The organism is Microbacterium sp. PRC9, assembly GCF_031844125.1.
Classification (GTDB): domain Bacteria; phylum Actinomycetota; class Actinomycetes; order Actinomycetales; family Microbacteriaceae; genus Microbacterium.
On record NZ_JAUZUR010000002.1, the window covers coordinates 542644 to 569462 of the forward strand.

Below are 26819 nucleotides of genomic sequence, written 5' to 3' on the forward strand. Positions count from 1 at the left end.
GTTCCCTCTCGTCTCTGAAGCAGGTCCCCCGTGGAGGAGACGTTACGCCCGGGGTCCGACATCCGCCGCTGGGGAATACCTGCGGATGAGTGCGGTTGAACTTGACAATGCCTGTGTCAAGTTCAAAACTTGATACTCCTCCACTCAAGTTTCAGGAGAGATGGAATGCCAGAAGACTTCACCCCCCAGGCCGGCGACGACGCGAGCTCGTTCGACGAGTTCCTGGCGCGCTACCTCGCGGGCGAGCGCGCCCGTGCCGAGCGCTCGATCGACCTGAGCCGCTACCTCGGCGCCGGTACCCAGGAGCTGCTCCAGCGCGCCGGCAAGTACGCGCTCGAGCGCGGCCAGCAGGAACTCGACGCGCTGCACGTCCTGCGCATCCTCGTGGCCGAGGCTCCGGCGCGTGACGCCGTGCAGCGCATCGGCGCCGACGCCGACGCGATCGCGCGCGCCACCGAGGAGCGCCTTCCCGCCGCGACCGCGGCGGCCGACGTCGACGGGGCCGTCGTGACCTCGTCCGTGCAGCGGGCGCTGTTCCACGCGTTCCAGGTCGCCCGCTCGTCGGGATCGACCTACGTCGACCCCGAGCACCTGTTCTTCGCCCTCGTGCTCGCGCAGGACACGCCCGCCGGCCAGGTGCTGGCCCGTGCCGGCGTGACGGCCGAGGCACTCATGCAGGGTGCGCGCGAGACCGTGACGCCGGGCGAGAGCGCGCAGGCGGAGGCGCGGCCCGAGGGCGCAGCATCCGACACCCCCATGCTCGACGCGTACGGCACCGACCTGACGGCGCGCGCCGTCGCGGGCGAACTCGACCCGGTGATCGGGCGCGCCGACGAGCTCGAGCAGACGATCGAGATCCTCAGCCGCCGCACCAAGAACAACCCGGTGCTGGTCGGCGAGGCCGGCGTCGGCAAGACCGCGATCGTCGAGGGACTCGCCCAGGCGATCGTCGACGGTTCCGTGCCCGAACAGCTGCTCGGCAAGCGCGTGATCGCGCTCGATCTGCCGGCCATGCTCGCGGGCACCCGCTACCGCGGCGACTTCGAGGAGCGCCTCACCAAGACGATGGACGAGATCGCCGCGCACAAGGGCGCGCTGATCGTCTTCATCGACGAGGTGCACACGGTGGTCGGCGCCGGTGGCGCCGGCGACGGCGGCATGGACGCGGGCAACATCCTGAAGCCCCGCCTCGCGCGCGGCGAGCTGCACCTCGTGGGGGCGACGACGCTCAAGGAGTACCGCGTCATCGAGAAGGACCCCGCTCTCGAGCGCCGGTTCCAGCCGGTGCGCGTCGGCGAGCCCTCGATCGAGGACGCCGTGCTCATCCTCCGCGGCCTCAAGCCGGCCTACGAGGAGCACCACGGCATCGTCTACACGGACGAGGCGCTTCGTGCGGCCGTCGAGCTCAGCGACCGGTACCTCACTGAGCGCGTGCTGCCCGACAAGGCGATCGATCTCATCGACCAGGCCGGCGCCCGACTGCGCCTGCGGCTGGGCTCGAAGGTCGACGTGTCGGGTCTCATCGAGCGTCTGGCGACTCTCGAGGCAGACAAGAACGCCGCGGTGTCGGCAGAGCACTACGAGGAGGCGTCGCAGATCCGCGACCAGATCGCCGAGGTGCAGGGGCGCCTCGAGCGCGCCACCGCCGCGGGTGCTGCCGTGCGGACCGACGCGATCGTCGACGAGCCCGAGATCGCCGCGGTGATCAGCCGTGCCACCGGCATCCCGGTGAACCGCCTGACCGAGACCGAGCGCGAGCGCCTGGCGTCCCTCGAGGACGAGCTGCACGACCGCGTGATCGGCCAGGACGACGCGGTGACCGCGGTCGCCAAGGCGGTCCGCCGCAACCGCACCGGCATGGGCGACGCCCGTCGCCCGGTGGGCTCGTTCCTCTTCCTCGGCCCGACGGGCGTCGGCAAGACCGAGCTCGCCAAGGCACTCGCCGCGTCGTTGTTCGACGACGAGGGCGCGGTGATCCGCTTCGACATGAGCGAGTTCGGCGAGCGGCACACCGTGTCGCGCCTCGTCGGCGCCCCTCCCGGATACGTCGGCTACGACGAGGCCGGGCAGCTCACCGAGCGCGTGCGGCGCAACCCGTACTCGATCGTGCTGTTCGACGAGATCGAGAAGGCGCACCCCGATGTGTTCAACCTGCTGCTCCAGGTGCTCGACGACGGGCGCCTCACCGACGGCCAGGGACGCACCATCGACTTCCGCAACACGGTGGTCGTCATGACCTCGAACCTCGGTTCGGAGTTCCTCGCGTCGCGCGGCGGTGCAATCGGCTTCCTCGCCGACGGGGGAGGGACGACCGGCTTCGGTTCCGAGAAGGATCTGCGCGACCGCGTCTTCGGCAAGCTGCGCGAGGCGATGCGCCCCGAGTTCCTCAACCGCATCGACGAGATCGTGCTGTTCCGCAAGCTCGAGAAGCCGCAGCTGCAGCGCATCGTGCGACTGCTGCTCGGGGCATCCGATGCGCGCCTCGCGAAGCGCGAGGTGTCGCTGGTCGTGACGGACTCCGCGGTGGCCTGGCTCGCCGACAACGGGTACGAGCCCGAGTACGGCGCCCGGCCGCTGCGTCGCCTGATCCAGCGCGAGGTCGACGACCGCATCGCCGACCTGTTCGTCACAGGCTCGCTCGTGGACGGCGGGACCGTGACGGTGGATGCCTCGGCCGAGGCGCTGTCGGTGCGCTCGGGGATTCCCTTCGCCGCCGCGGCCTGATCCCGAACGATCCGAGAGGCGCAGGGCCGACAGGCCCTGCGCCTCTCGCTCTGCGTAGGGCAGGGGTGTGGCGAGCATCGCACCGCTTCGACAGGTCAACCACGGCTGCGCAGGTCCGATCCGGGCCGAGATCTCCTGCGGAATCCTGGTTGACCTGTTGCAGCGGTGGGCACACCGATGCCGCCCGTCGCCGACGCCGTGCTTCTCGCGTGTCGGCACGGCCTGACAGAGTGGGATGCATGACCCGCATCGGCGCGATCTTCAACCCGTACACGCACAGCCCCGACGAGTTCCGCGACGCGGTGCGCGCCGCCGAATCCGGGGGACTGCCCGAGCTGTGGATCTGGGAGGACTGCTTCCGCCAGTCCGCCTTCGCCACGGTGGGCGCGGCCCTCGCCTGGACCGACGCTCTGCGCATCGGCATCGGGATCGCGCCGATGCCGCTGAGGAATGTCGCCGCAACGGCGATGGAGATCGCCACGGTCGAGCGGCTGTTCCCCGGCCGGCTGCTTCCCGGGGTCGGCCACGGCGTGCTCGATTGGATGGGGCAGGTCGGGTCGCGCGTCGCCTCGCCGCTGACCCTGATGCGCGAGTACGTGCCGGCGCTGCGCGGCCTGCTCGCCGGTGACCAGATGAGCGTCGACGGACGCTATGTCACCCTCCGCGACGTGCGTCTGGACTATCCGCCGGTCGCGCCGCCGCTCGTGTACGCGGCGGCAGAGGGTCCGAAGACACTGCGGCTGAGCGGCGAGGTGGGCGACGGGACCGTGCTCGACAGCGGGCACACGGCGGGGGAGTACGCCATCGCGACGGCCGCCATCCGCGAGGCGCGTGCCGCGTCGGGTCGCACCGGTGACCACGACGTGGTGGCCTACGTCGTCACCGCCTTCGGCGCGGGTGCCGAGGCGCGGGCGATCGCCGACGTGGGCGACAAGCCCGATCCCGCCGAGCGCTCGCTGTGGGGCGACCCGGCGGACGTCGCCGCCGACGCGCAGCGCTTCTTCGACGCCGGCGTCGACGACGTGGTGCTGCTGCCCTCGTCCCGCGGCGACATCGCGGAGTTCTACCGGGCGGCCGCCGAGGTCTCCAAGCTCGTCGGCGCGCACGTCGCATGACCGCGGCGCTCTCGATCGGGATCGCCGCGGCGGCCGGCGCAGAGGTCGGTGCGCGTGTCGCGGCGGTGGCGGAGGCCGCGGGACTGCACGCCTTGTGGGTCAACGACACTCCGGGCCACGACGCGCTGGCCGTGCTCGCGGCCAGCGCGGGTGCGACCGAGCGGCTCGTGCTCGCCACGGGAGTGCTTCCGATCGACCGTCGCACGCCCGACGACATCCTCGCCCGCGCGGCAGGACTCCCCGCCGACCGCCTCGTGCTCGGCATCGGCTCCGGGCAGCTGCGCCACGGTGCCGTGGATCGGGTGACGGATGCTGCCACCGCCCTCCGCGCGGGCACCGAGGCGCGTGTCGTGGTCGGCGCGCTCGGCCCGAGGATGCGGCGCACGGGGGCGGAGGCATCCGACGGGCTCCTTCTCAGCTGGCTCACCCCGGAGATCGCGGCCGACCAGGCACGGCATGCTCACGAGCTCGCCCGCACGGCGCACGTCGCGCTGTACGTGCGGACGGCGGCCGACCCCGACGCGATCTCCGCGCTCGATGAGGAGGCGCAGCGCTACGCCGGGTACCCCGCCTACGCGGCGAACTTCGCCCGACTGGGGGTCCAGGCGGCGGAGACCGTCATCCGGCCCGCTGCGCTGCGGGACCGGATCGCCGCCTATCGCGCCGCCGCCGACGAGGTGGTCCTCCGGGCCATCACCGCCTCGGGCAGCCTCGACGAACACCTCCGCTTCATCGACGCCGTCGCCGAGGCCCTCGGGTGACGCGGGTCGTCGCCCGCTGGGCGCTCGCGACGCTGCTGGCCGCCGCGGGCGCCTCTCACCTCTTGTGGGGGCGCCGCGGTTACCGCATCGTCGTACCCGATTGGGCGACGCGGCTGTTCCACACCGACACGGACACGATCGTGGTCGCGTCGGGGGTCGTCGAGCTGATGCTCGGCAGCGCGCTCGTGGCCTTTCCCGCCGAGCGCCGCCGCGTCGGCTGGGCGGTGGCCGCGTTCTTCGTGGCCGTCTTCCCGGGCAACGTCCATCAGTGGCGGACGGGCCGGTCGGCGCCCATGCTGCGCACCGATCGGGCACGGTTCGTCCGGCTGCTCCTGCAGCCGCTGCTGGTCGGATGGGCCCTGTGGAGCACGAGCGGCACGCCGGGCAGCAGCCGATGAGCCGGCCGGTCGCCGTCCTCGCCGGCGCATCGGGCTTCGTCGGCCAGGCGCTCGTGCGCGCCTTCGCCGAGGACGGGTACGACGTGCGCACGATCGGCCGCTCGAACGCCGATGCGACGTGGGACGACGGCGGCGGCATCCGTGCACTCGTCGAGGGCGCCGCGGTGCTCGTGAACCTCGCCGGAAAGTCGGTGGACTGCCGCTATACCGACGCGAACCGCGACGAGATCCTGCGGTCGCGGGTCGAGACGACGAAGACGCTGCGCGAGGCGGTGACGGATGCTGCGACCCCGCCTCCGCTGTGGCTCAACGCCAGCACCGCCACCATCTATCGCTACGCGATGGACCGGCCGCAGACAGAAGCCGACGGGGAGCTCGGTGAAGGATTCTCGGTGGATGTGGCGCGGAACTGGGAAGAAGAGTTCTTCGCGGGCGATCTGCCGGCGACGCGTCGCGTCGCGCTGCGGATGGCCATCGTCATCGGCGACGGCCCGGCGACGCGTATGCTCCTTCGGCTCGCGCGGCTCGGTCTCGGCGGCCCGCAGTACGACGGCTGGTGGTGGGCGCACCGTCGGTACCGCGGGATCGGCGCCCAGCCGACGGGGAACGGGAGGCAGCCCTGGCACCGGTCGCGCGGGCGGCAGCGATTCAGCTGGATCCACCTCGACGACGTCGTCGGCGCGGTGCGCTTCATGCGCGACCGGCCCGAGATCGACGGTCCCGTGAACCTCGCGGCTCCGGAGGTGAGCGACAACCGCACGCTCATGGCGACGCTGCGACGCGTCGTCGGGCAGCCGATCGGCCTTCCCGCCTACCGCTTCATGCTGGAGCCGGCGATGGCGGTGCTGCGCACCGAACCCGAGCTCGTGCTCAAGAGCCGGTGGGTCTCGCCGCGGGTGCTGCTGTCGGCCGGCTACGAGTTCGCGCACCGCGACCTGGAGTCCGCGCTGAGGACGGTCGCGCGTTAACAGCCGGGGACATGTGTCGGGGGCCGGTGCCAGAATGCCGATGTGCTGCTGAACGAGCTGGTGACCGCGACGGGCGAAGTCGCGTCGACCTCGTCGCGCTTGGCCAAGATCGCCGTCCTCGCCACGTTGCTGCGCGCGCTTCAGCCCGACGAGGTCGCTCCCGCCATCGGATTCCTCACCGCCAGTCCGCGGCAGGGGCGGCTCGGCGTCGGGTGGCGGAGTCTCATGGGCCTCGACGTCGTCCATGCCGAGACACCGACGCTGACCGTGCTCGATGTGGACGCGTCCCTCAGCCGACTGGCAGGGGCCGATGGTGCGGGCTCGGTGCTCGCGCGTCGCGGGGAGCTCGATGCGCTCGCCGCGGCCGCCACGGCCGACGAATGGGACTTCCTGGCGCGCGTCATGACCGGCGAGCTGCGCACCGGGGCGCTGGAGGGTGTGCTCCTCGATGCGATCGCGAAGGGTTCCGAACGTGAAGCGCCCGTCGTGCGGCGGGCCGCCATGCTCTCCGGTGACCTGGGTGCCACGGCGCGCATCGCGCTCACCGGCGACGCCGACGAGCTCGCGGCGGTCGGCCTCGAGGTGGGGCGCGGAGTGCTGCCGATGCTCGCTGCGACGGCGGGCTCGACGACGGAGGCGCTCGAGACTCTCGGGGCAGCAGCATCCGTCGAATACAAGCTCGACGGGGCGCGCATCCAGGTGCATCGCGACGGCGACGACGTTCGCGTCTTCACACGGAGCCTCGCCGACATCACCCACCGCGTGCCCGAGCTCGTCGAAGCAGTGCGGGCACTGCCCGCCGAGCGGGTGATCCTCGATGGCGAGACGCTGTCGCTCGACGAGGACGGCGGTCCGCGGCCGTTCCAAGACACGATGTCGCGGTTCGGATCGATGGGCGACGACGCGGCGGCCACGGTGCTGAGGCCGTGGTTCTTCGACATCCTCCATCTCGATGGCCGCGACCTGATCGACGAGCCGCTCGCGACGCGGCTCGAGCTGCTCGATCGAGCCGTGGGCGATGCACGCATGCCGGGCGTCGTCACCGACGACCCGGCGAAGGCCGAGGAGTTCTCGCGCCAGGCGCTCGCGGCGGGCCACGAGGGCGTCATGGTCAAGGCGCTCGACGCTCCCTACGCCGCCGGGCGGCGCGGCAAGAGCTGGCTCAAGGTCAAGCCGGTGCTCACCTACGACCTCGTCGTGCTGGCCGTCGAGTGGGGGTCGGGCCGCCGCACCGGACAGCTGTCGAACCTGCACCTGGGCGCCCGCGACCCGGAGGGCGACTTCGGCGAGCCGGGCGGCTTCGTGATGGTGGGAAAGACGTTCAAGGGCCTCACCGACGCGACGCTGAAATGGCAGACCGAGCACTTCCCGACCATCGAGACCCACCGCTCCGCGTACGCCGTGCACGTGCGCCCCGAGACGGTGGTCGAGATCGCGATCGACGGCGTGCAGCGGTCGACGCGCTACCCGGGCGGGGTCGCTCTGCGCTTCGCCCGGGTGAAGGGCTATCGCCCCGACAAGCGTCCCGACGAGGCCGACACGATCGAGTCGCTCCGCGCCCTTCTGCGAGGATGACGGCGGCGCTGCGTCATCGTCGGGCAGCGACGTACCGGTGCTCGGGTCTTCCGGTGGTGCCGTAGCGCAGCTGCACCTCGACCTGGCCGCGTGCGGCGAGGGTGGCGAGGTGGCGCTGCGCGGTCGCGCGCGAGATGCCCACGCGGTCGGCGACCTCGGCCGCTGACGCCTCGTCGTCGCCGAGGCCCGCGAGGATCAGCTGTTCCGTCGCCGATCGGGCGACGGTGGCAGGTTCCGCGCTGCCGTGGAGGATCGTGAGGGCGCGGTCGATCTGCTCCTGCTCGAGCGGGCGGTCGGTGGCGAGGAGATTCCGCATGCGCGCGTAGCGGTCGAGGCGCTCCGCCAGCACGCGGGCCTCGAACGGCTTCGTCAGGTACGCGAGTGCGCCCGCGCGCAGCGCACGACGCACGGTCGCAGCATCCGTCGCAGCCGACAGCACGAACGCGTCCACGTCGACACCCGCGATGAATTCGACTCCGTCCCCATCGGGGAGGAAGGCGTCCACGAGCAGCAGGTCGGGGGCGTGGGCGCGCACGGCCTGGCGCGCGGCCCCCAGCGAATGCACGGGGTCCAGCGCGGTGAAGCCGGTGCGAGAGGCCACGACGTCGCGGTGCAGTCCGGCGACGCGGAAGTCGTCGTCGACGACGAGCACACGGATGGGCTGACTCATGCGTTCTTCTCCTCTCGAGAGACAGTCGGCTCGCGGCGCAGCGCGCCCGGAAGTCGCGCCCCGAACACGGCGCCCGAACCGTGGCTGCCGGCATCGATGAGCCACACGTCGCCGCCGTGCCGGCGAGCGAGGTCGCGGGAGAGCGGCAGACCGTAGCCGTGTCCGTGCACCGCGTCGTTGCGATCCGGATCGGCCTCGCGAGATCCGGCGCGGATGAACGGATCGCTCCCGAGCGGGCGGATGCCGCGGCCCGAGTCGGCGACCGTGACCACGAGTTCGTCGTCGTCGCCCAGCAGCGCGACCTCGACCCAGCGGGGTTCGTCGCCGGCGACGGCTGCGGTCACCGCGTTGCCGACGAGGTTGCCGAGGATGGCTGCCACATCCTCTGGCAGTGCGACCTCGCTCAGCAGCAGGGTGTCGTCGGAGACCCGCAGGCTCACGCCCCGTTCACGCGCCGCCACGCCCGTCGCGCCCAGAAGGGACTGGAGGAATGCGTCGGGAACGCGCTCGAGGCCGGAGACGGCGAAGTCGACGGCTCCGCGCTCGGTGAGGTCGCCGAGGAACGCGCGCGCCTCGTCGACGCGGTCGGCGTCGATCAGCCCCGATGCGACGTGCAGGCGATTGGCGAACTCGTGCCGCTGCACGCGGAGCGCCTCGGTCATGGCGCGGACGGTCTCGAGCCGGCCGGCGAGCGCCTCGACATCGGTGCGGTCGCGCACCACGACGATCTCTCCGAGCGCGCGGGCGTCGCGGCGCACCGGACGCGTGTCGATGTACAGCACACGGTCGCCCACCACCGCCTCGACGGCGGTCGCGCCCTCGCGCGCGGCCCGGAGCACGTCTTCCGGCAACGCCAGTTCGTCGAACCGGCGGCCGACGGGATCGTCGAGTCCCAGCATCCGCTCCGCCGCCTCATTGCACACGCGCACGACGCCGTCGGGATCGAGGGCGACGACGCCGTCCCCGACGCCCTCGAGCACCGCGGCCTGATTCTGAACGAGGGCCACGAGCTCTTCCGGCTGAAGTCCGAGGGTCAGCCGTTCGAAGCGCCGCCGCAGGAGCAGCGTCGCCAACGTCGCCAGGGCCACTCCACCGAGCGCGGCGACCGCGATCGTCGTGAGGAGCGCAGGGAGGTCGTCGAACACGCTCGCACGCTCGAAGCCGACGCTGACCTCGCCCGCCGGGACACCACCGGCCTCGGCGTAGATCGGCACCTTCGCGCGGGCGGACTCGCCGAGCGTGCCGACCTCCCAGTCGACCACCTCGTTGCCCTCGAGCACCTCGGCGAAGGGGGTCGAGACCACCTGGCCGAGCAGGTCCTGATTCGGGTGGGCGAGACGGATGCCATGGTCGTCGGTGATCACGACGAACAGCGCGTCGGTGCGTTCGGCCACATCCGTGGCGATCTGCTGCAGCGGACCGTCACGGAGGTCCGCGGCATCCGGAGTTCCCGGGTCAGCTGAGAAATCGGCGACGAGGGACTTGACGTCGGGGTCCTCGGCGACGGTGCGGGCGATGTTGAGCGCGGCGGCCTCGGACTCCGCGCGCAGCTGACGCACGCCCAGCCATCCGAAGACGAGCGCGCACACGGCGACGACGGCGGCGACCGTCGCCAGCTGCACCAGCAGCAGCCGTGTCGCGAAGCGCATGCCACCTCCCGGGTGTGTGAGCGGACTGCGCGTGAGCAGAATGCGCAGAACACACGCTACGCGCACAACGTGAGGGAATGCGACTTACCGCGCGCCGGTCCGGGGCTCGACCTAGTCTCTCCCAGACGCACCGCGAAACGGTGCGGGAGACCTGACGCACCCCACGACGAAGGAGTCGACATGAACGCGGCAGCACCGTTCCTCCTCCAGGCCGCCGAGGCCGACGAAGGCTACGCGACGGCCTTCGTCCCGCCCGAATGGGTGCTGGTCGCCCTCGGGTTCACGATGGTGCTCGTCTTCATGGCGCTCATCATGACGCGGCGGCTCACGCCGATGGTCGCGCTCATCCTCGTGCCCACGGTGTTCGGCCTGTTCGCCGGCGCGGGGCTCGGGCTCGGCGACATGATCATCGACGCCATCAGCAGCATGGCTCCTACCGCCGCGCTGCTCATGTTCGCGATCATGTACTTCGGCATCATGATCGACGTCGGACTGTTCGACCCGCTCATCCGCGCGATCACGAGGCTGCTGGGCGACGACCCGGCGAAGGTCGTGCTGGGCACGGCGCTCCTCGCGGGAGCGGTGTCGCTCGACGGCGACGGGTCCACGACATTCATCATCACGACCTCCGCGATGCTGCCGATCTACCTGCGTCTGGGCATGAGCCCCGTCGTGCTCACGTGCGTGGCGGGTCTCATGAACGGCACGCTCAACATCGTGCCGTGGGGTGGTCCGACCGTGCGTGCCGCGACCGCGCTGGGCCTGCAGCCGACCGACATCTTCGTGCCGATGCTGCCGTCCCTCGCGGCCGGCCTGGTCATCGCGCTGACGTTCGCGTGGTTCCTCGGCCTCTCGGAGCGCAAGCGCATCGGCAGCATCGACGCCTCGCGTCTCGGTGACGGCGGCTCGCTCGCCGGCCCGCGGATCTTCCGCGGCGCCGACACGAAGCCGGGCGCCCGTGCGACGCTGCGCACCGGCAACATCGTCACCCTCGCCGGCGGTCACGGTGGCGTGCCCGCGGCGACCGCGGTGGTGGACCGTGAAGACACCGCGATGGCGGACACGATGCTCGACCCGAACCGCGCGACGCTGCGGCCGAAGCTGATCTGGTTCAACCTGGCGCTCACGCTCGTGGTGATGGTGCTGCTGGTGCTCGATATCTTCCCGCTCGCGTACGTCTTCATGGTCGGCGCCGCGATCGCGCTGGTGGTCAACTTCCGCAAGCTGAAGAGCCAGGCCGACGAGATCGTCGCGCATGCTCCGAGCATCGTCGGCGTGGTGTCGATGGTGCTGGCCGCGGGCGTGCTGGTCGGCGTGCTGAACGGCACGGGAATGGTCGACGCCATGGCCACCTGGATCACGACCGTGATCCCCGCCTCGCTCGGCCCGTTCCTCGCCGTGATCACCGGCATCCTGTCGATCCCGTTCACGTTCTTCATGTCGAACGACGCGTTCTACTACGGCATCCTGCCGGTGCTCGCGCAGAGCGCGGAGCACTTCGGGATCGCCCCGGTCGAGATGGCGCGGGCATCGATCACCGGCCAGCCGGTGCACCTGCAGAGCCCGCTGGTGCCGGCGATCCTCCTGCTGGTCTCGCTCGCGAGCGTGAACCTCGGCGACCACCACAAGAAGGTGCTGTGGCGCGCCACGATCGTCTCGCTCGCGATGCTCGCGGTCGGCGTGCTGGTCGGCGCCATTCCGCTGATGGCCTGACGACGCGCTCCTTCGCGTGAGACCACAGCCGGCCGCCGAGACCGTGGGTTCTGCCCGCCGTCTCGGCGGCCGACTGTCGTTTCACGGTCGTGGGGCGATCGGTGCCCCCAACGCGCATCGGAGGGCTCGTAGGATTTGGCCATGACCAAGGGAGCCGCGCCCGACGCCTCGTACGAGAACCGCAGCTTCGGGGCGCCCGGCGCGGAGCGCACGGTCGTGCTGCTCCGTTCGGGGGTTTCGACCCTGTCGGATCCACGCCCCGACGCCACCGTACGGCGCGACGCGAGGATCGTCGCGGTGGGGCTCACGGTCGACGACATCGACGATCCCGCGGCGTACCGCGGCGCGACCCCGGCGGAGGCGACCGCGAGCGTCATCGCGCGGTTCATCGCAGAGGAGGCCCACGGGCGCCCGATCGGGCTCGTGGGCGTCGGCGAGGCCGGGGAGCTCGCGATCATGATCGCGGCGCACCTCGGCGACGGCGTCGACCGGCTGGCGCTCGTCGCTGTTCCCCGGCCCGAGTCCGAGCTCGGCGCGAGCGAGGTCGCCGTGCTCCTGGACCGCATCGCCGCCAAGACGCTCCTCATGAACGGGCAGGCTGATCCGATGGCCGCTTCCGGGGCTGCCCGCTGGTTCAAGGACCACCTGTCGTCGGCGCGGATCGAGATGGTGCCGCGGACGGACGACATCGAGGCGCGGCTCATCCTCGCGGACGTCTGGGAGCGCGTGCTGTCGCACGTCGCGCCCGGAACCCTGCGATGAACCGCGTCGTCGTGCTGACCGGCGCCGGTATCTCGGCCGAGAGCGGCGTGCCCACGTTCCGCGGCGCCGACGGGCTCTGGGAAGGGCACGACATCGAAGACGTCGCGACGCCGGAGGGCTTCGAGCGCGACCCCGACCTCGTCCAGGCGTTCTATGACGCGCGACGGCGGGCGGCAGCATCCGTCGTCCCGAATGCCGCGCACCGCGCGCTCGCCCGTCTCGAGGGCGCCATCGGCGACGACCTGCTCGTCGTCACGCAGAACGTCGACGACCTGCACGAGCGCGCCGGCAGCCGGAACCTCGTGCACATGCACGGCGAGCTGCGGCGCGCGCTCTGCCTCGCGTGCGGATCCCGGCCCGAGTGGGACGCCGACCTCATCGACCGCCCCGCCTGCCCGGTCTGCGGAGAACGGATGCTGCGCCCCGACGTGGTCTGGTTCGGCGAGATGCCGTACGAGCTCGATCGCATCGAGCAGGCCGTCGTCGCGTGCGACGTGTTCGTCTCGATCGGCACGTCGGGGGAGGTGTACCCGGCGGCGGGGTACGTGGCGCTCGCGGCAGCCTTCGGCGCGCGCACCGTGGAGCTCAACCTCGAGCCGAGCGACCCGGCGGTGCCTTTCGACGAGGCGCGGGCCGGCCTCGCGAGCGAGCTCGTGCCGGCGTGGGTCGACGAGGTGATCGCGGCGCGGAGCGCCGGATAGGCGAAGAGAGCGCCGGGTGGATGAGTCCACCCGGCGCTCTTCGCGTGCTGTCGCGACGCTAGCGCGCGCCGCCCGACCGCACCCTCGAGAGGGCGTCGACGGTCGCGGCGAGGATCAGCACGCCGCCCGTGACCAGCAGGTTGACGCCGGCGGGCAGGTTGAGCAGCCCGAGGCCGTTGGTGATCGTCGCGATCACCAGCGCACCGATCGCCGCATGCATCAGACGGCCCTTGCCGCCGAACAGGCTGACGCCGCCGACGACTGCTGCCGCGACACCCGACAGGACGATGTCGCGCCCCACGGTCGCGTCGACTGAGCCGACGCGGGCGACGCTCAGCAGAGCCGAGAACACGGCCAGGCTGGAGCAGATCACGAACGCCCACCACTTGATCCAGCGCACCTTGACGCCGGAGCGGCGAGCCGCCTCCGCGTTGCCGCCGATCGCGTAGATGTAGCGGCCGAACTTGGTGCGATCCAGCAGGAAGGTGCCGATCCAGAGGATGACGAGCACCACGGGCACCACGATCGGCACGCCGGCGACCTCGATCACGGACTGGCCGCGGTTCTGGTTCAGCACATAGACGACGACGCCGCCGATGACGGCGATGGCGGCGAGCTTGATCCACACCATCGACAGGGCCCGGTTGGGAACGCCCGCGCGCTTGCGACGCGCTCGGTCCCAGAACGACGTCCCCGCCGAGATGGCGAGCATGATCACCAGCATCGCCCAGCCGCCCCACACCGGCAGATTGCCGTTCTGCAGCGCGATGAGCTCGGGCACCTCGAGTCGGAACAGGCCGCCCGGGCCGATGATCACCAGCGCGAGCCCCTGGAAGCCCAGGAACAAGCCCAATGTCACGACGAACGATGGGATGCCGACTCTCGCCACGAAGAAGCCGATCAAGGCGCCGGTGAGGAACCCGAACCCGAATCCGATCAGCAGCGCGAGCGGCCACGGGATGCCGAACTGGGCGTTCAGCACGACGAACAGCGCCATGCCGACGCCTCCGGTGACACCGGCCGACAGGTCGATCTCGCCGAGCAGCAGCACGAACACGAGCGCCATGCCGAGCACGACGAGCGTGGCGGCCTGGTTGAGCAGATTCGCGAAGTTGCGTTCGGTGAGGAAGAACGGGCTGAGGATCGAGAACAGTGCTCCGAGGACGACGAGGCCGCCGATCGCGGGGAGGGCGCCCATGTCGCCGCCGCGCACGCGCTGCCACCACGCGCGAATCTGATCGCCGACGCCGCCTTCGACGCCGCTGCCGATCATGTCGCTGGCGAGTGGGTCGGGAGCGGCCTCGGTGCGGGTCACGTTGCTGCTCATTCCGCGCCTCCTTCGGTGCGAACGGTCGACGTGTCGAGGATCGAGACGCCGGCGGGTGTCTTGGTGCCGGTGATGTAGCCGACCACGTCGTCGCGGGTGGTCGAGGACGTCGGGATCTGCGCGACCATCTGGCCGAGATACAGCACGGCGATGTCGTCGGCGACCTCGAACACGTCGGCGAGGTTGTGGCTGATGAGGATCACCGCCACGCCCTGCTCGGACAGGCGCTTGACGAGGTTCAGCACCTGCTCGGTCTGCGCCACGCCGAGCGCCGCGGTCGGCTCGTCGAGGATGACCACGCGCGCCTTCTTGAGGACGGCGCGGGCGATCGCCACGGTCTGGCGCTGGCCGCCGGAGAGGCTGGACACCTTCTGGCGCACCGACTTCACGGTTCGCACCGAGAGCGAGCGGAGCGTGTCGGAGGCCTCCTTCTCCATGCGGCCCTCGTCGAAGGTGCCGAAGGAGAGCTCCTCGCGACCGAGGAACATGTTCTGCACGATGTCGAGGTTGTCGCACAGTGCCAGGTCCTGGTAGACGACCTCGATGCCGAGGCCCGAGGCGTCGCGGGGAGCGTGCAGATCGCGGTGCTGGCCGTCGATCAGGACTTCGCCCTCGTCGTAGGGCTGCACGCCGGCGAGGCCCTTGATCAGCGTGGACTTGCCGGCGCCGTTGTCGCCCACGAGGGCGGTGACCTTGCCGGGGTGGACCTTCAGGTCGACGCCCTTCAGGACGCTGACCGGTCCGAAGGACTTCTTGACACCGACCAGCTGGATGATCGGCTCGGCGCCGGCCTTGGCGGCCGGGGCGGTGGTGATTGTGTCTGACATGCTCGCTTCCTTGGGAATGCCATGGTCCGGCGCGAAGGGGCGTCACGCCGTGCGGCGCGACGCCCCTTGCGGTTCAGTCCGCAGACCGCTCCATTACTGGGCGGTGACTCCGTACTGCTCGCAGGCTGCCATCACGTCCGGCGTGCAGACATCGTCGTAGTCGGCGTCACCGGCGGCGACGACGTCCTTGACCTTGTCGGGTCCGACCAGGATCGGCGTGACCTGGATGTAGGGCGTGCCGTCTTCGAGCTCGGCCTGCGCGGTGACGTCCTCACCCTTGAGCAGGGAGACGGCGGTGTCGACAGCGGCCGTGGCCTCGTCCTTGACCGGCTTGTAGACCGTGGCGGTCTGCCAACCGAGCAGGATGTTTTGCAGTCCCGCGACGTTCGCGTCCTGGCCCGACACGGCGACACCGGTCAGGTTGTTGTCCTGCAGGACCTTGATGACGCCCGCCGCGTTGGTGTCGTTCGCGACCCAGACGCCGTCGACCTTGCCACCGAGCGAGGTGAGCGCCTGCTCGAAGTTGGTCTGCGACTTGGCCTGGTCCCACACCCCGGGAGGCTCGGCGGCCGCCTTGATGCCGGCGGCCTCCATGACCTCGACGGCGCCGTCGTGGAACATCGCCGCGTTGCCGTCGGTCGGGTCGCCGCCCATGTAGACGACGATCGCGGTGGCCGGGTCCTTGCCCGCCGTCTCGAGGCCGTCGAGCACGGTCTGGCCCTCCAGGCGTCCGACCTCCGTGTTGTCGAACGACACGTAGTAGTCGGCGCCGGTGAACGGACGGTCGTAGGCGATGACCGGGATACCCTCGGCCTTGGCCTTCGTCGCGACGGCCTCGGCCGCGCCCTGGTAGTCGACCAGGAGCATGACGCCGCAGCCCTGCGTGAGCTGCTGGTCGGCGATCGTCGAGTACTTGTTGACGTCACCCTGCGCGTTCTGGATGTCGGCTTCGAATCCGGCCGCCTCCAGGCCTTCCTGGAGGTACTTGCGGTCGAAGTTCTCCCAGCGCGGCGACGAGGCCGCGTCGGGCAGGATCACGCACGCACGGCTGGCGGCATCGCCGCCACCCTCGGTGGACCCACCGTTGCCGCTGCCGCTGGAGCAGCCGGCCAGCATCACCGCGGCGGCGCCCGTGAGGGCGACCACGGCGAGGATCGAAGACTTCTTCATCTCTTGCCTTTCGTCATTGAAGCGGGCGAGTCCCCAGGATCGTCCCTGGCGTTCATCGCGCTGATGCGATCATCGACGACGCGGATTCTTATCGTCAAGTCTTGAACATAACACTTTGGCAACGCCCCTGATAGAGCGCCGCGCCAGCAGGAGAAAGAGGGTCGGAGAGAGCGTTTACCGTGCAGAATGCGCCCAAAGCGGGCGAGAACTCCGGTTTTCGCGTAGTCGGAGCCACATCAGAACCTGTACTCTCGCTGGGAGCGTTCGTCAAGTGAAGACAGCGAGGGTGATGAAGCGCTCAGGCCCGACCCGTCGCAGCGCGGGTGCGGCGCGACAGCGAGTCGACGATCACGGCGAGCACGAGCACGACGCCGGTGACCATGAACTGCACCGACGAGTCGAGGTTGAGCAGCGTCAGGCCCGACGAGATCGACTGGATGACCACGATGCCGATCAGGGCCGAGAAGGCCGAACCGCGCCCGCCGAACAGGCTCGTCCCGCCGATGACGGCCGCGGCGATCGCGTTGAGGTTCACGTCTCCGGTCCCCGAGCTCTGGTTCGCCGAAGCCAGTCGTGCGGCCGCGAGGATGCCGCCCACCGCGGCCAGCGTGGAGCACATCGCGAAGACGGAGAGGTAGATGCGATCCACTCGGATGCCGGCGCGCCGTGCCGCCTCGACGGACCCGCCGACCGCGTAGACCGCGCGTCCCCAGCGGGTGCGGGTCAGGGCGAAGTTCATCGCCACCACCAGCCCGAGGAAGAACAGGAACATCACGCCGATGCCGCGGTAGAGGTTCAGGTACCACGTGGCCGCCAGGAGGAACGCGAGCAGCACGCCGCTGCGCACGGCGATCTCGCCGTAGCTCTGACTCACGAGGTTGGCGGCCGCGCGCCGTCGCGATCGTCGGACGAGCGACCAGGCGAAGGCGGTGACGGCGAGCACCGCCACGACGTAGGAGGCCCACGCGGGAAGGAACATCTGCTGCGCGAACTGCACGAGCCACGAGTCGAACGGGATCGCGATCGACCCGGTCTCGCCGAGCACCCACAGCTGCAGCCCGAGGAAGCCGAGCAGTCCGGCGAGCGTGATGACGAAGCTCGGCAGCCCGAACCTCGTGTACAGGAAGCCGTAGAGGAGCCCCACGAGGCAGCCGATCGCGATGGCCGCGATCAGTGAGAGCACGATGTTCCACTGCAGCTGTACGAAGGTCACCGCCAGCACTGCGGCGGCGAGGCCCGACACAGAGCCCACGGAGAGGTCGATCTCGCCCACGAGGAGCACCAGCACCACGCCGAGAGCGACGGTGCCGATGGCCGCGCACTGCATCGTGAGGTTCACGAGGTTCTCGCTGGAGAGGAACACGGGATTGAGCAGCTGGAACACCGTCCAGATCACCGCGATGCCGAGCACGACGGGGAGCGCCCCCAGATCGCCGCCGCGGACGCGGGCCACGAACGCCTCGAGCGCGTGGCGGATGCCGCTGCCGCTGAGGAGGCGCTCCTCCGCCACGGGCTCGGCGAGGCGCTCGTCGCCGCGCAGACTCATCGGGACCCGTCCCCGCGAGGACGCGGCGTGCGGGAGCCGGCGCGGGGCATGCGGATCACGGTGCCGCCGGCGGTGTGCTCGTCCAGCGGCGGTTGGTCCAGCGGCGGACCTGCGGGCGGCGGCAGGACCGCAGCATCCGTCCGTTCCGGTGCGCGACGGGTGGCCGAGTGATCGACCGCACCGGTGATGGCCGCGATGAGCGTCTCGCTCGTGACGTCGGCGACGTTGTAGACGCCGTTGTTGCGGCCCAGACGGAGCACGACCACACGGTCGGCGACCGCCATGACATCGGCCATGTTGTGGCTGATGAGGATGACGCCGTGCCCGCGCTCGCGCAGCCGCTCGATGAGGTTGAGCACCTCGGCGGTCTGCGCGACGCCGAGCGCGGCGGTCGGCTCGTCGAGGATGACGACGCGGGGCTCGCCGATGAGCGAGCGCGCGATCGCGACGGTCTGGCGCTGCCCGCCCGACAGCGAGGCGACGGGTACGCGCACCGACGGGATCTTCGCCGACAGCTCGCGCAGCAGGGTCCAGGTGCGCTGCTCCATGTCGACCTCGTCGAGCGTCGCACCGTCGCGCAGTTCCCTGCCCAGCCACAGATTGGCGACCACGTCGAGGTTGTCGCACAGGGCGAGGTCCTGGAAGATCGTCTCGATCCCGAGCTGCTGGGCGTCGGCCGGGGTGTCGATGCCCACCGGCTCGCCGTCGAACTCGATCGACCCGCTGTCGGGCGGGTGCACACCGGCGAGCACCTTCACGAGCGTCGACTTGCCGGCGCCGTTGTCGCCGACGAGGGCGACGACCTCGCCCTCGTTGACCCAGAAGTCGACGTCGGTGAGCGCCTTGACCGCGCCGAAGCGCTTGCCGATGCCGCGCATCGTCAGCACGCGTTCGCGCGGGCGTCCCGCTCGCGGGTGCGTCATCGACATCCTCGCCTCGTCCTCATCGATCCCCAGCCGACCCCTGTCAGAGTCAGGACCCTACCCGATGCCCGCCGCTTCGCACGCATCGGCGTACGCCGGGGTGCAGATGTCTTCGACGGTCCAGAACCCGTCGGCGACGACGGTGTCCATGATGTCGTCGATCGTGACGGCCACCGGGTCGAGCAGAGTGGCCGGTGTTCCCTGGATCTCGAGCGGGGCGGTGACCTTCTCACCGTGCAGCAGCCTGACCGCGACCTCGGCGGCGAGCTCTGCCTGCGGCTTGATCGCCTTGTAGACGGTCATGTACTGGTCGCCGGTGAGGATGCGCTGAATCGCCGAGAGCTCCGCATCCTGGCCCGTCACGATCGGGAGGGGATCGACGTTCGCGACCCGCAGCGCCGCGATGGCGCCGCCCGCCGTCGCGTCGTTCGCCGCGTACACACCGGCGATCGCCCCGCCGTGCTGAGCGATCTGGCCCGACACCCACTCCTGCGCCTTCTCGGGGCTCCAGCCGGGGGTGTCGTACTCGGCGAGCACGCGCAGGCCGCTCCCGTCGATGATGCTGTGCGCGCCGCGCTTGAACAGCGCCGCGTTGCTGTCGGTGGGGGAGCCGTTGACCATCAGGATGCCGCGGCCCTCGTCCTCCGCGTGCACGCCCTCCACGAACGCGGTGGCCTGCAGCACCCCGACCTTCTCGTTGTCGAACGAGATGTAGTACGCCAGGTCGCCGCCGGCGATGAGGCGGTCGTACGAGATGACGGGCACGCCCTTGGCGTTCGCCGAGCCCACGATGCTGACGGCGGCGTTCGCGTCGACCGGGTCGAGCACGAGCACCCCGGCGCCGGCTGTGAGCGCCGATTCCGCCTGCTGCTGCTGCTTCGCAGCGTCCTGGTCGGCGTTGGCGTAGAGCACCTCGTAGTCGCCGAGTTCGGCGACGCGGGCCTCGAACATCGGCCGGTCGAACGTCTCGTACCGTGCGGTCTTCGCGTCGGGCAGCAGCAGCGCGATCGTGTCGTCCGACGGGGTGCCGCCCGGGCTGGGTGCGCCGGTGCAGGCAGACAGCATCGCTGCGGCGAGGAGGAACCCGGATGCCGCCGCCACCGCGCGACGCCCGCTCGGGCGCCGTCGCGGCCGATCCAGTCGCGTACGGGGCATCGGACGAGCCTATGCGGTGATGGGCAGCGACGGTGCAGTCGGGAGCTGGGCGTCGACCGTGACGTGGTCGAGGGCGATCGCGATGGCGCCACGCGTCTCGGCCCACTCCCCGAACGAGGCGCCCACGATCTCGGGGAGGCCGTCGGCCGACGGGAGCGCGGTGCGCTCGAGCGAGTGACGCATGGGGGCCATGAGGATCTCGCCGGCCTGGCCGAGCTCGCCGCCGACGACGATGATCTCGGGGTCGAAGAGGTTGCACAGGCTCGCCGCGGCGATGCCGATGTGGCGGCCGGCGTCGGCGATCACGCGACGCGCGGCGCCGTCACCGAGTTCGGCCGCGTGCAGCAGGTCGCCGAGGCGGTGCATGCCTTCGCTCGGCGGGAAGAGCGACAGCAGTGCCGGGCCGCCGGCATAGGTCTCGAGGCATCCGCGATTGCTGCAGCGGCAGATGGGGCCGTTCTCGTCGAGCGTCACGTGGCCGATCTGGCCCGCCTTGCCGTTGACGCCGCGGAAGAGGTCGCCGTTCACGACGAGGCCGGCGCTGATCGTGTGGCCGACGCGGATGAACACCGATGATGCCGCAGCCCGCCCGTTGCCCTCGCGGGCCTCGGCGAGCCCGCCGAGGTTCGCCTCGCTGTCGACGTGCACCGGGCGTCCGATGCGGATCGCCAGGCTCTCGGCGACGTCGACGTTCTCCCAGCCGCGCAGCAGGCCCGGCGTCGACACCATCCCTGTGCGGGGGTCGATGGGCGCCGGGAGGGCCAGGCCGACGCCGAGGAGGTCGGTGATGGATCCGCCGAGGGACTCCATCATGTCGCCGAGCAGCAGCGCGAGGCGGTCGAGTTCGGAGTCGTGGCGGTGGTCGAGGGGCAGCGGCAGAGACGACTGCGTCACGATGGTGCGCGCGGTGTCGGCGATCGCGATGTGCAGGTGGCGGGAGCTGTAGTGGACGCCGGCGACGAGGCCGAGGCGGCGTGCGAGCGACACGAGAGTTGCGCGGCGTCCGCTGCTCGTGGTGAATGACGTGTGCAGGAGGCCCGACGCGGTCAGCTCTTTGACGATGTTCGAGACGGTGGCGGGCGAGAGGCCCGTGCTGCCGGCGAGCTCGATCTGGGTGAGACGGCCGTGGCGCTTCAGGGACTCGATGACGCGCGCGCGATTGGCCTCGCGGAGCGAGGTCTGCGAGCCCGGCGGGGCTTGACGGCGTGCCACAGGTCACACTGTATCCCACGGCCGATTTCCCAGGTCGGCTGTGGGATCACGCGCCGTCGCGTACCCGGCTCGCATAGCATCGGTACGCCATGCACACCGTCGTCGAGGCGCTCCGCGCCGCACTGCCCCCGCACGCCGTCGTCACGGACGACGCGACGCGCGACCGTCTGAGCCACGACGACGCCGAATGGGCCGACTACGCGCTGCCCGCCGCGGTCGTCTTCGCATCGTCCATCGACGACGTCGTCGCGGCGGTCCGCATCGCCGCCGCACACGGCGTGCCGGTCGTGCCGCGCGGTGCCGGCACGGGGTTGTCGGGAGGCGCGAATGCGACGGACGGATGCCTCGTCCTCTCGCTCGAGCGCATGACCAGGATCACCGAGGTGAACGTCGCCGAGCGGTATGCGGTGGTCGAGGCGGGCGTGCTCAACGACGACCTGCGCCGGCACGTCGCGGGATCAGGGCTCTGGTATCCGCCGGACCCCGCGAGCCAGGCGATCTCGACGATCGGCGGGAACGTCGCGACGAACGCCGGCGGCATCTGCTGCGTCAAGTACGGAGTGACGCGCGACTACGTGCTCGGCATGACCGTCGTGCTCGCCGACGGGAGCGTGGCGAACCTCGGACGCACCACCGCGAAGGGGGTCACCGGCTACGACCTCGCCGGCCTCTTCGTCGGGTCGGAGGGCACGCTCGGGATCATCGTCGACGTGACACTGAAGCTCCGCCCGCTCGGCGGTCGCGAGGAGCGCGCGGTGGTGGGCTACTTCCACTCCTTGACGGACGCGGGCGCCGCCGTCGCCGCCGTCACCGAGGCGGGCATCGTGCCCTCGGCCCTCGAGCTCATCGACCGCACGTGCCTGCACGCCGTCGCCGAGTGGCAGGGATGGGATCTGCCCGACGAAGCGTCGGCGCTCCTGCTGGCCAAGGTCGACGAAGCCGGCGCCCGCGGCGAGGAGCTCGCCGCGGCCGTCGAAGAGCTGTTCCGCACCGCGGGCGGCAGCCGTGTCGAGCGCGCCGCCGATCCTGACGAGGTCGACCGGCTGTTCACCGCCCGTCGGCTCGCCTACCCCGCGCTCGAAAGGCTCGGTCCCGTGCTGACGGAGGACATCTGCGTACCGCGCGCTGCCGTCCCCGAGATGCTGGCGCGCATCGAGGCCGCCGCCTCGGACGCCGGCGTCGTGATCGCCAACATCGCCCACGCGGGCGACGGCAACCTGCATCCGCTGATCATCGCGCCGGAGGGCGACGACGACGCGAAAGCGCGGGCGAAGGTCGCGTTCGATCGCATCGTCGACGACTGCCGCGCCCTCGGCGGCACGGTGACCGGCGAGCACGGCGTCGGGCTGCTGAAGCTGCCGGGTGCGGCCGCAGAGCTGAGCCCCGCGGTGCTGCGCCTGCACCGCGCGATCAAGGGCGCGCTCGACCCGGCGTCGATCCTCAACCCCGGCAAGGCCTTCCCGAACGGAGAATGACATGCCCTCGATCCGCGCCGACGACGGCGTCCGGCTGGAGTACCAAGAGTCCGGCGATCCTGCGGGCCGCCCCGTGGTGCTTCTCGCCGGGTTCAAGGCCGCCGCATCGAGCTGGACGTACCAGCTGCCGGCGCTGGAAAGCGCCGGGTACCGCGTGGTCGCCGTCGACCTCCGCGGTCACGGCGGCGCCGAACGCCCGTCATCTGGTGTCGACATGGACCGCAGAGGGCAGGACGTGCGCGACCTCCTCGAGGCGCTGGATCTCCGCGGCGCGGTGCTCGTCGGCGGGTCGATGGGCGCCAGCACGATCTGGTCGTATCTCGGGCAGGAGGGCGCCGACCGGGTCGCCGCGGTGGTGAGCGTGGATCAGACGCCGAAGATGCTCAACACCCCGGACTGGCCGCACGGGTTCTACGGCTACACCGAGGGCAACGTCGACACCTATTTCGCCGAAGGCATTCCCGACACGGGGCACGGCACGCCGATGCTGCGCCGGGGGAGGCGACTCGTGCGACTGCTGCGCGCCATGAAGGGCGCCGAACGGGCGTTCACCCACGGCGAGCTCGCGCTCCTGAACGACCACGCCCAGGCGGACTGGCGGAAGGTCATCGCCGCGACCGACGTGCCGGTGCTGTTCGTCGCCGGCGCCGAGAGCGAGTTCTGGCCGAGCTCCCACGCCGCAGCATCGGCGGCGCTCGCCTCGCGAGGCGAGTCGGCCGTGATCGCCCAGGACGGGCACGCCGCCAACATCGAACAGCCGAAGGCCTTCAACGCGGGGATGCTCGAGTTCCTCGCTCGCGTCGCCCCCGCCTGACTCAGCGCCGGTCGGCGGCGAGGCGGATCAGGACGATGTTTCCGGACTCGTCGACCTCGGCGACGCCGGGGTGGGCTTTCACGAACTCCGAGAAGCTCTTGTGCCCCAGGGCCTTCTCACTGAACGACGGGTCGAGCCGCTTGATGAGGCTCTTCACCGCCGAGGCGTGCTGCCACTCCACGCCCTCCTTGTCGCTCTCGAGGCGCAGCGCGCGTTCGAGGAGCGACTCGGTCGGGTCGACGGCGGCCTTCCTCGAGCGCCGGCTGCCGGACGCGCGCTGCGGCGCGGCATCCTTCTTCCCCGTCGGCGGAGCAGCCACACCCGGGAGCGCGTCGTACGAATCGAACTGGTCGCACGCCGCGGCGAGGGACTTGGCGGTCGATCCCGCCACGCCCACCCCCACGACGAAGCGGCCGAGGCGGCGGCAGCGCTGGGCGAGCGGCACGTAGTCGGAGTCGCCGGCGACGATCACCACATGCGTGAGGTCGGGGAGGCGGAACATGTCCTCGACGGTGTCCACGGCGAGGCGGATGTCGGCGCCGTTCTTCGCGTAGGCGGCCGCCGGAAAGAGCTGCACCAGGTCGACGGCGCGCGCCACGAGCTGCGAGCGGTACTCCGCGTTGACGGGTGCCGACCAGTCCGCGTACGCCCGGGTGAGCACCAGGGTGCCGAACGACGTCGCGTAGTCGATGATGGCGCCGACGTCGATCGTCGCGGCCGCGAGGCGCTCGGCGATCTCGGGGTCCGAGGCATCCGTCGCGATCTTCTGACGGTCGCGCGAGTAGGAGTTCTTGCCGTGCACGCGGTCGTACCACGACATCACGATGTTGTCGAAGTCCAGGTACACCGCCACGCGGGGGCTCAGCAGATCGGGCATGTCACTCCTCACCGGGATAGTGGACGCCGACGAGGTCGCGGATCTCGTCGAGCGTGGCCATGATCGCGACGGTCTCGTCGATCGGCAGCACGTCGGAGTCGGTGCGGCCCTCGGCGAGGTACCGCTCGGCTGCGAGCGCCTGGTACTGCATGCCGCGGCCGTCGATGTCGGAGCGGAACTCCTCGATCACCGTGCCGTCGGGGCTGACGAGGCGGAACGAGGTGGCCGAGTACCAGACGCTGTCGATGTCGATGCGGGCCTCGGTGCCGATGATGGTCGCGATGTTGGGGCCGGCGCCGCGGGATGCGGAGATCGACGTCGACAGCGCACCCGATGCGTGCGTCATGATGGTCGCGACCTCGGTGTCGGAACCGGCATCGCCGATGCGTGCGGCGGCCGCGATCGACAGCGGCGCGCCGAGGATGTCCCACGCGAACGAGACCGGGTAGATCCCGAGGTCGAGGAGGGCACCGCCGCCGAGTTCCAGCGCGTTGATGCGGTGCGCCGGGTCGGAGGGAAGCAGCTGCGTGTGGTCGGCGGTGACGGCACGGATCTCGCCCAGGGCGCCCGACTCCACGAGTTCGCGGATGCGGACCATGTGCGGCAGGTACCGCGTCCACATCGCCTCCATCGCGAGGAGACCGCGTTGCGCTGCCGCGTCGCGCACCGCCAGGGCCTCCGCCGCGTTGAGAGTGAACGGCTTCTCGACCAGCACGTGCTTGCCCGCCTCGAGGGCGAGGAGGGCGTTCGCCGCGTGCATCGGATGCGGCGTCGCGATGTACACGATGTCGACATCGGGGTCGGCGACCAGCTCCTCGTACGAGCCGTGGGCGTGCGGGATGCCGAAGTCGGCGGCGAAAGCCTCGGCGGTCTCGCGGCGCCGCGACCCCACCGCGGCGACGTCGAGTCCGGCGGTGCGCAGGTCGCTGGTGAACGCACGGGCGATGCCGCCCGGTCCGAGGATCCCCCAGCGGGGGGAAGAGGGCGAAGTCATGGAACGAGGCTATCGGCGCGATGCCCCCCGTGCGCGGGCGACTAGCGGGCGACGCTCTCCGCGAGCTCGACGCGGCTCTCGGCCACGAGGATCTGGTCGAGAGCGCGGGCGAGGTCGTCGACGATGTCGCGGGCGTCCTCGAGGCCGATCGACAGGCGCACCGTGGTCGGGCCGATGTGCGCCTCGGCGAGCTGCGTCGGGGACATGTGGCTGTGCGTCATCGACGAAGGGTGCGCGACGAGGCTGCGCGCGTCGCCGATGTTCGCCACGAGACGGATCACCTGCAGGCGCGAGATGAACGACTCGACGAGGCGGAAGTCCGCCTCGGCGTCGCCCGTGGCGGGCAGGTCGAACGCGAACACCGAGCTCACGCCGTCGGGGAGGTACGCCTCGGCCTGCGCGCGCCACGGGCTCGACTCGAGCCCGGGGTGGTGCACGCGCGACACGGCGGGGTGGGTCTCGAGGAAGCGGGCGACCGCGAGGGCGCTCGCGGTGTGGCGCTGCATGCGCAGGTCGAGGGTCTCGAGGCCCTGGAGCAGCTGGAAGGCGTTGAAGGCCGACAGAGACGGACCCAGGTCGTGCACGTACTTGGTCTTGACCAGCGCGATGTACGCAGACCCGGTCTCGCCGAAGCGCTCGATGAGGCTGCCGTCCGGTACGCGCGGGTAGGTCTGGGTCAGCTGCGGCCAGCGCTCGGGCTCCGCCGTGAAGTCGAAGGTGCCGAGGTCGACGACGACGCCGCCGAGAGAGGTGCCGTGGCCACCGAGGAACTTCGTGGCGGAGTGCACCACGATGTCGGCGCCGAAGTCCTTCGCGCGCTGCAGGTACGGCGTCGCGACGGTGTTGTCGATCACCAGGGGCACGCCGGCCTCCTTGGCGACGGCGGCGACCGCACCGAGGTCCAGCACCTGCGCGATGGGGTTCGAGATCGACTCGGCGAACAGCGCGCGGGTGGTCGGCCGAACGGCGGCGCGCCACGCGTCGAGGTCGTCCTGATCGACGAAGCTCACCTCGATGCCCCAGTCGGCGAAGGTGTCCTGGAGCAGGTCGATGGTGCCGCCGTAGAGCTGACGGGCGGCGACGATGTGCTCGCCCTGCTTGGCGAGCGCCAGGAGTGCCACGGCGACGGCGGCCTGCCCCGATGCGACACCGGCCGCAGCGATGCCGCCTTCGAGCTCGGCGACGCGACGCTCGAACACGAGAACGGTCGGGTTCGCCGCACGGCTGTAGATGTTGCCGTCCTTGCGCAGCGCGAAGAGGTCGCGTGCCTCGGCGAGCGAGCGGAACTCGAAGCCGTTGGACTGGTGGATCGAGGGGACGGCGGTGTTCTCCGCGATGCCGGAGTCGAACCCGGCCTGCACCTGCGCCGTCGCGAACGAGCGAGGGGCGGCAGGACGAGTCTGTTCAGGCATGCAGACCATTGTCGAGCCGCGGTGCCCGGGGCGGTGTTTCGTGTGTCGAAC

23 protein-coding genes are annotated in these 26819 nt (G+C 70.9%); 11 read left to right on the forward strand and 12 right to left on the reverse strand.

Annotated elements, in window-relative coordinates; all coding sequences use genetic code 11:
- Positions 1 to 165 precede the first annotated feature (165 nt).
- From Q9R33_RS06130 to Q9R33_RS06155, 6 genes are all read left to right on the forward strand, one after another.
- Positions 166 to 2724, forward strand: a complete 2559-nt coding sequence (locus Q9R33_RS06130) for an ATP-dependent Clp protease ATP-binding subunit (RefSeq protein ID WP_311293166.1) — start codon at positions 166 to 168, stop codon at positions 2722 to 2724.
- 239 nt (positions 2725 to 2963) lie between these two features.
- A complete protein-coding gene (locus Q9R33_RS06135; protein ID WP_311293167.1) occupies positions 2964 to 3839 on the forward strand; it encodes an LLM class flavin-dependent oxidoreductase in 876 nt (291 codons plus the stop codon).
- Positions 3836 to 4600 (forward strand): LLM class flavin-dependent oxidoreductase, encoded by a 765-nt coding sequence (locus Q9R33_RS06140; protein WP_311293168.1) that lies wholly within the window; start codon positions 3836 to 3838, stop codon positions 4598 to 4600. Before Q9R33_RS06135 ends, Q9R33_RS06140 begins: the two co-directional genes overlap by 4 nt.
- Positions 4597 to 4998: a hypothetical protein gene (locus Q9R33_RS06145; protein ID WP_056368176.1), complete on the forward strand. Its 402-nt coding sequence runs from the start codon at positions 4597 to 4599 to the stop codon at positions 4996 to 4998. The genes Q9R33_RS06140 and Q9R33_RS06145 overlap by 4 nt, the downstream gene beginning before the upstream one ends.
- Complete coding sequence (locus tag Q9R33_RS06150; RefSeq protein ID WP_311293265.1) at positions 4995 to 5966, forward strand: DUF1731 domain-containing protein; 972 nt, start codon at positions 4995 to 4997, stop codon at positions 5964 to 5966. Before Q9R33_RS06145 ends, Q9R33_RS06150 begins: the two co-directional genes overlap by 4 nt.
- 42 nt (positions 5967 to 6008) lie before the next feature.
- Positions 6009 to 7541, forward strand: a complete 1533-nt coding sequence (locus Q9R33_RS06155; RefSeq protein ID WP_056368174.1) for an ATP-dependent DNA ligase — start codon at positions 6009 to 6011, stop codon at positions 7539 to 7541.
- A 13-nt stretch (positions 7542 to 7554) separates the two neighbouring features.
- Here the strand turns inward: Q9R33_RS06155 and Q9R33_RS06160 are convergent, their stop codons facing one another.
- Positions 7555 to 8211, reverse strand: a complete 657-nt coding sequence (locus Q9R33_RS06160; protein ID WP_056368173.1) for a response regulator — start codon at positions 8209 to 8211, stop codon at positions 7555 to 7557.
- Complete coding sequence (locus Q9R33_RS06165; protein WP_082496945.1) at positions 8208 to 9860, reverse strand: sensor histidine kinase; 1653 nt, start codon at positions 9858 to 9860, stop codon at positions 8208 to 8210. The genes Q9R33_RS06160 and Q9R33_RS06165 overlap by 4 nt, the downstream gene beginning before the upstream one ends.
- A 180-nt stretch (positions 9861 to 10040) precedes the next feature.
- On the opposite strand from Q9R33_RS06165, the gene Q9R33_RS06170 reads away from it, so the two are divergent.
- The 3 genes from Q9R33_RS06170 to Q9R33_RS06180 all read left to right on the forward strand — a co-directional run bounded on the left by Q9R33_RS06170 (position 10041) and on the right by Q9R33_RS06180 (position 13036).
- The gene (locus Q9R33_RS06170) at positions 10041 to 11573 is read left to right on the forward strand and encodes a CitMHS family transporter (protein WP_056368171.1); all 1533 of its coding nucleotides are present in this window, start codon (positions 10041 to 10043) and stop codon (positions 11571 to 11573) included.
- Positions 11574 to 11714: 141 nt separating this feature from the next.
- Positions 11715 to 12335, forward strand: a complete 621-nt coding sequence (locus Q9R33_RS06175; protein ID WP_311293169.1) for a hypothetical protein — start codon at positions 11715 to 11717, stop codon at positions 12333 to 12335.
- A complete protein-coding gene (locus tag Q9R33_RS06180; protein ID WP_056368168.1) occupies positions 12332 to 13036 on the forward strand; it encodes an NAD-dependent deacylase in 705 nt (234 codons plus the stop codon). Before Q9R33_RS06175 ends, Q9R33_RS06180 begins: the two co-directional genes overlap by 4 nt.
- A gap of 58 nt (positions 13037 to 13094) precedes the next feature.
- Here the strand turns inward: Q9R33_RS06180 and Q9R33_RS06185 are convergent, their stop codons facing one another.
- From Q9R33_RS06185 to Q9R33_RS06215, 7 genes are all read right to left on the reverse strand, one after another.
- Entirely contained in the window at positions 13095 to 14363 is a 1269-nt protein-coding gene (locus Q9R33_RS06185; protein ID WP_056368166.1) for a sugar ABC transporter permease, read from the reverse strand.
- A complete protein-coding gene (locus tag Q9R33_RS06190) occupies positions 14360 to 15190 on the reverse strand; it encodes an ATP-binding cassette domain-containing protein (protein WP_056368164.1) in 831 nt (276 codons plus the stop codon). Before Q9R33_RS06190 ends, Q9R33_RS06185 begins: the two co-directional genes overlap by 4 nt.
- A gap of 93 nt (positions 15191 to 15283) precedes the next feature.
- A complete protein-coding gene (locus Q9R33_RS06195; RefSeq protein WP_310245868.1) occupies positions 15284 to 16360 on the reverse strand; it encodes a substrate-binding domain-containing protein in 1077 nt (358 codons plus the stop codon).
- 298 nt (positions 16361 to 16658) lie between these two features.
- Positions 16659 to 17906 carry an ABC transporter permease subunit gene (locus tag Q9R33_RS06200; protein ID WP_310245870.1) on the reverse strand — a complete coding sequence of 416 codons (1248 nt, stop codon included), beginning with the start codon at positions 17904 to 17906 and terminating at the stop codon, positions 16659 to 16661.
- Positions 17903 to 18835: an ATP-binding cassette domain-containing protein gene (locus Q9R33_RS06205; protein WP_311293170.1), complete on the reverse strand. Its 933-nt coding sequence runs from the start codon at positions 18833 to 18835 to the stop codon at positions 17903 to 17905. The genes Q9R33_RS06200 and Q9R33_RS06205 overlap by 4 nt, the downstream gene beginning before the upstream one ends.
- A gap of 51 nt (positions 18836 to 18886) precedes the next feature.
- Positions 18887 to 19984 (reverse strand): substrate-binding domain-containing protein, encoded by a 1098-nt coding sequence (locus tag Q9R33_RS06210; RefSeq protein ID WP_311293171.1) that lies wholly within the window; start codon positions 19982 to 19984, stop codon positions 18887 to 18889.
- Between the two features lie 9 nt (positions 19985 to 19993).
- The gene (locus tag Q9R33_RS06215) at positions 19994 to 21196 is read right to left on the reverse strand and encodes an ROK family transcriptional regulator (protein WP_310245876.1); all 1203 of its coding nucleotides are present in this window, start codon (positions 21194 to 21196) and stop codon (positions 19994 to 19996) included.
- An 89-nt stretch (positions 21197 to 21285) separates the two neighbouring features.
- Between Q9R33_RS06215 and Q9R33_RS06220 the strand changes: the two genes are divergently transcribed.
- Together Q9R33_RS06220 and Q9R33_RS06225 are read left to right on the forward strand one after the other, a co-directional pair.
- A complete protein-coding gene (locus Q9R33_RS06220) occupies positions 21286 to 22671 on the forward strand; it encodes an FAD-linked oxidase C-terminal domain-containing protein (RefSeq protein WP_311293172.1) in 1386 nt (461 codons plus the stop codon).
- A 1-nt stretch (position 22672) separates the two neighbouring features.
- Entirely contained in the window at positions 22673 to 23485 is an 813-nt protein-coding gene (locus Q9R33_RS06225) for an alpha/beta hydrolase (RefSeq protein WP_310245882.1), read from the forward strand.
- A 1-nt stretch (position 23486) separates the two neighbouring features.
- On the opposite strand, the gene Q9R33_RS06230 is transcribed toward Q9R33_RS06225, so the two are convergent.
- Genes Q9R33_RS06230 through Q9R33_RS06240 form a run of 3 tightly spaced genes read right to left on the reverse strand, consistent with a single transcriptional unit; the run spans position 23487 to position 26768 of the window.
- Entirely contained in the window at positions 23487 to 24362 is an 876-nt protein-coding gene (locus Q9R33_RS06230; protein WP_056368154.1) for an NYN domain-containing protein, read from the reverse strand.
- 1 nt (position 24363) lies between these two features.
- Positions 24364 to 25356 (reverse strand): Gfo/Idh/MocA family oxidoreductase, encoded by a 993-nt coding sequence (locus Q9R33_RS06235; RefSeq protein ID WP_311293173.1) that lies wholly within the window; start codon positions 25354 to 25356, stop codon positions 24364 to 24366.
- A gap of 41 nt (positions 25357 to 25397) precedes the next feature.
- Positions 25398 to 26768, reverse strand: a complete 1371-nt coding sequence (locus Q9R33_RS06240; protein ID WP_311293174.1) for an aminotransferase class I/II-fold pyridoxal phosphate-dependent enzyme — start codon at positions 26766 to 26768, stop codon at positions 25398 to 25400.
- Positions 26769 to 26819 lie beyond the last annotated feature (51 nt).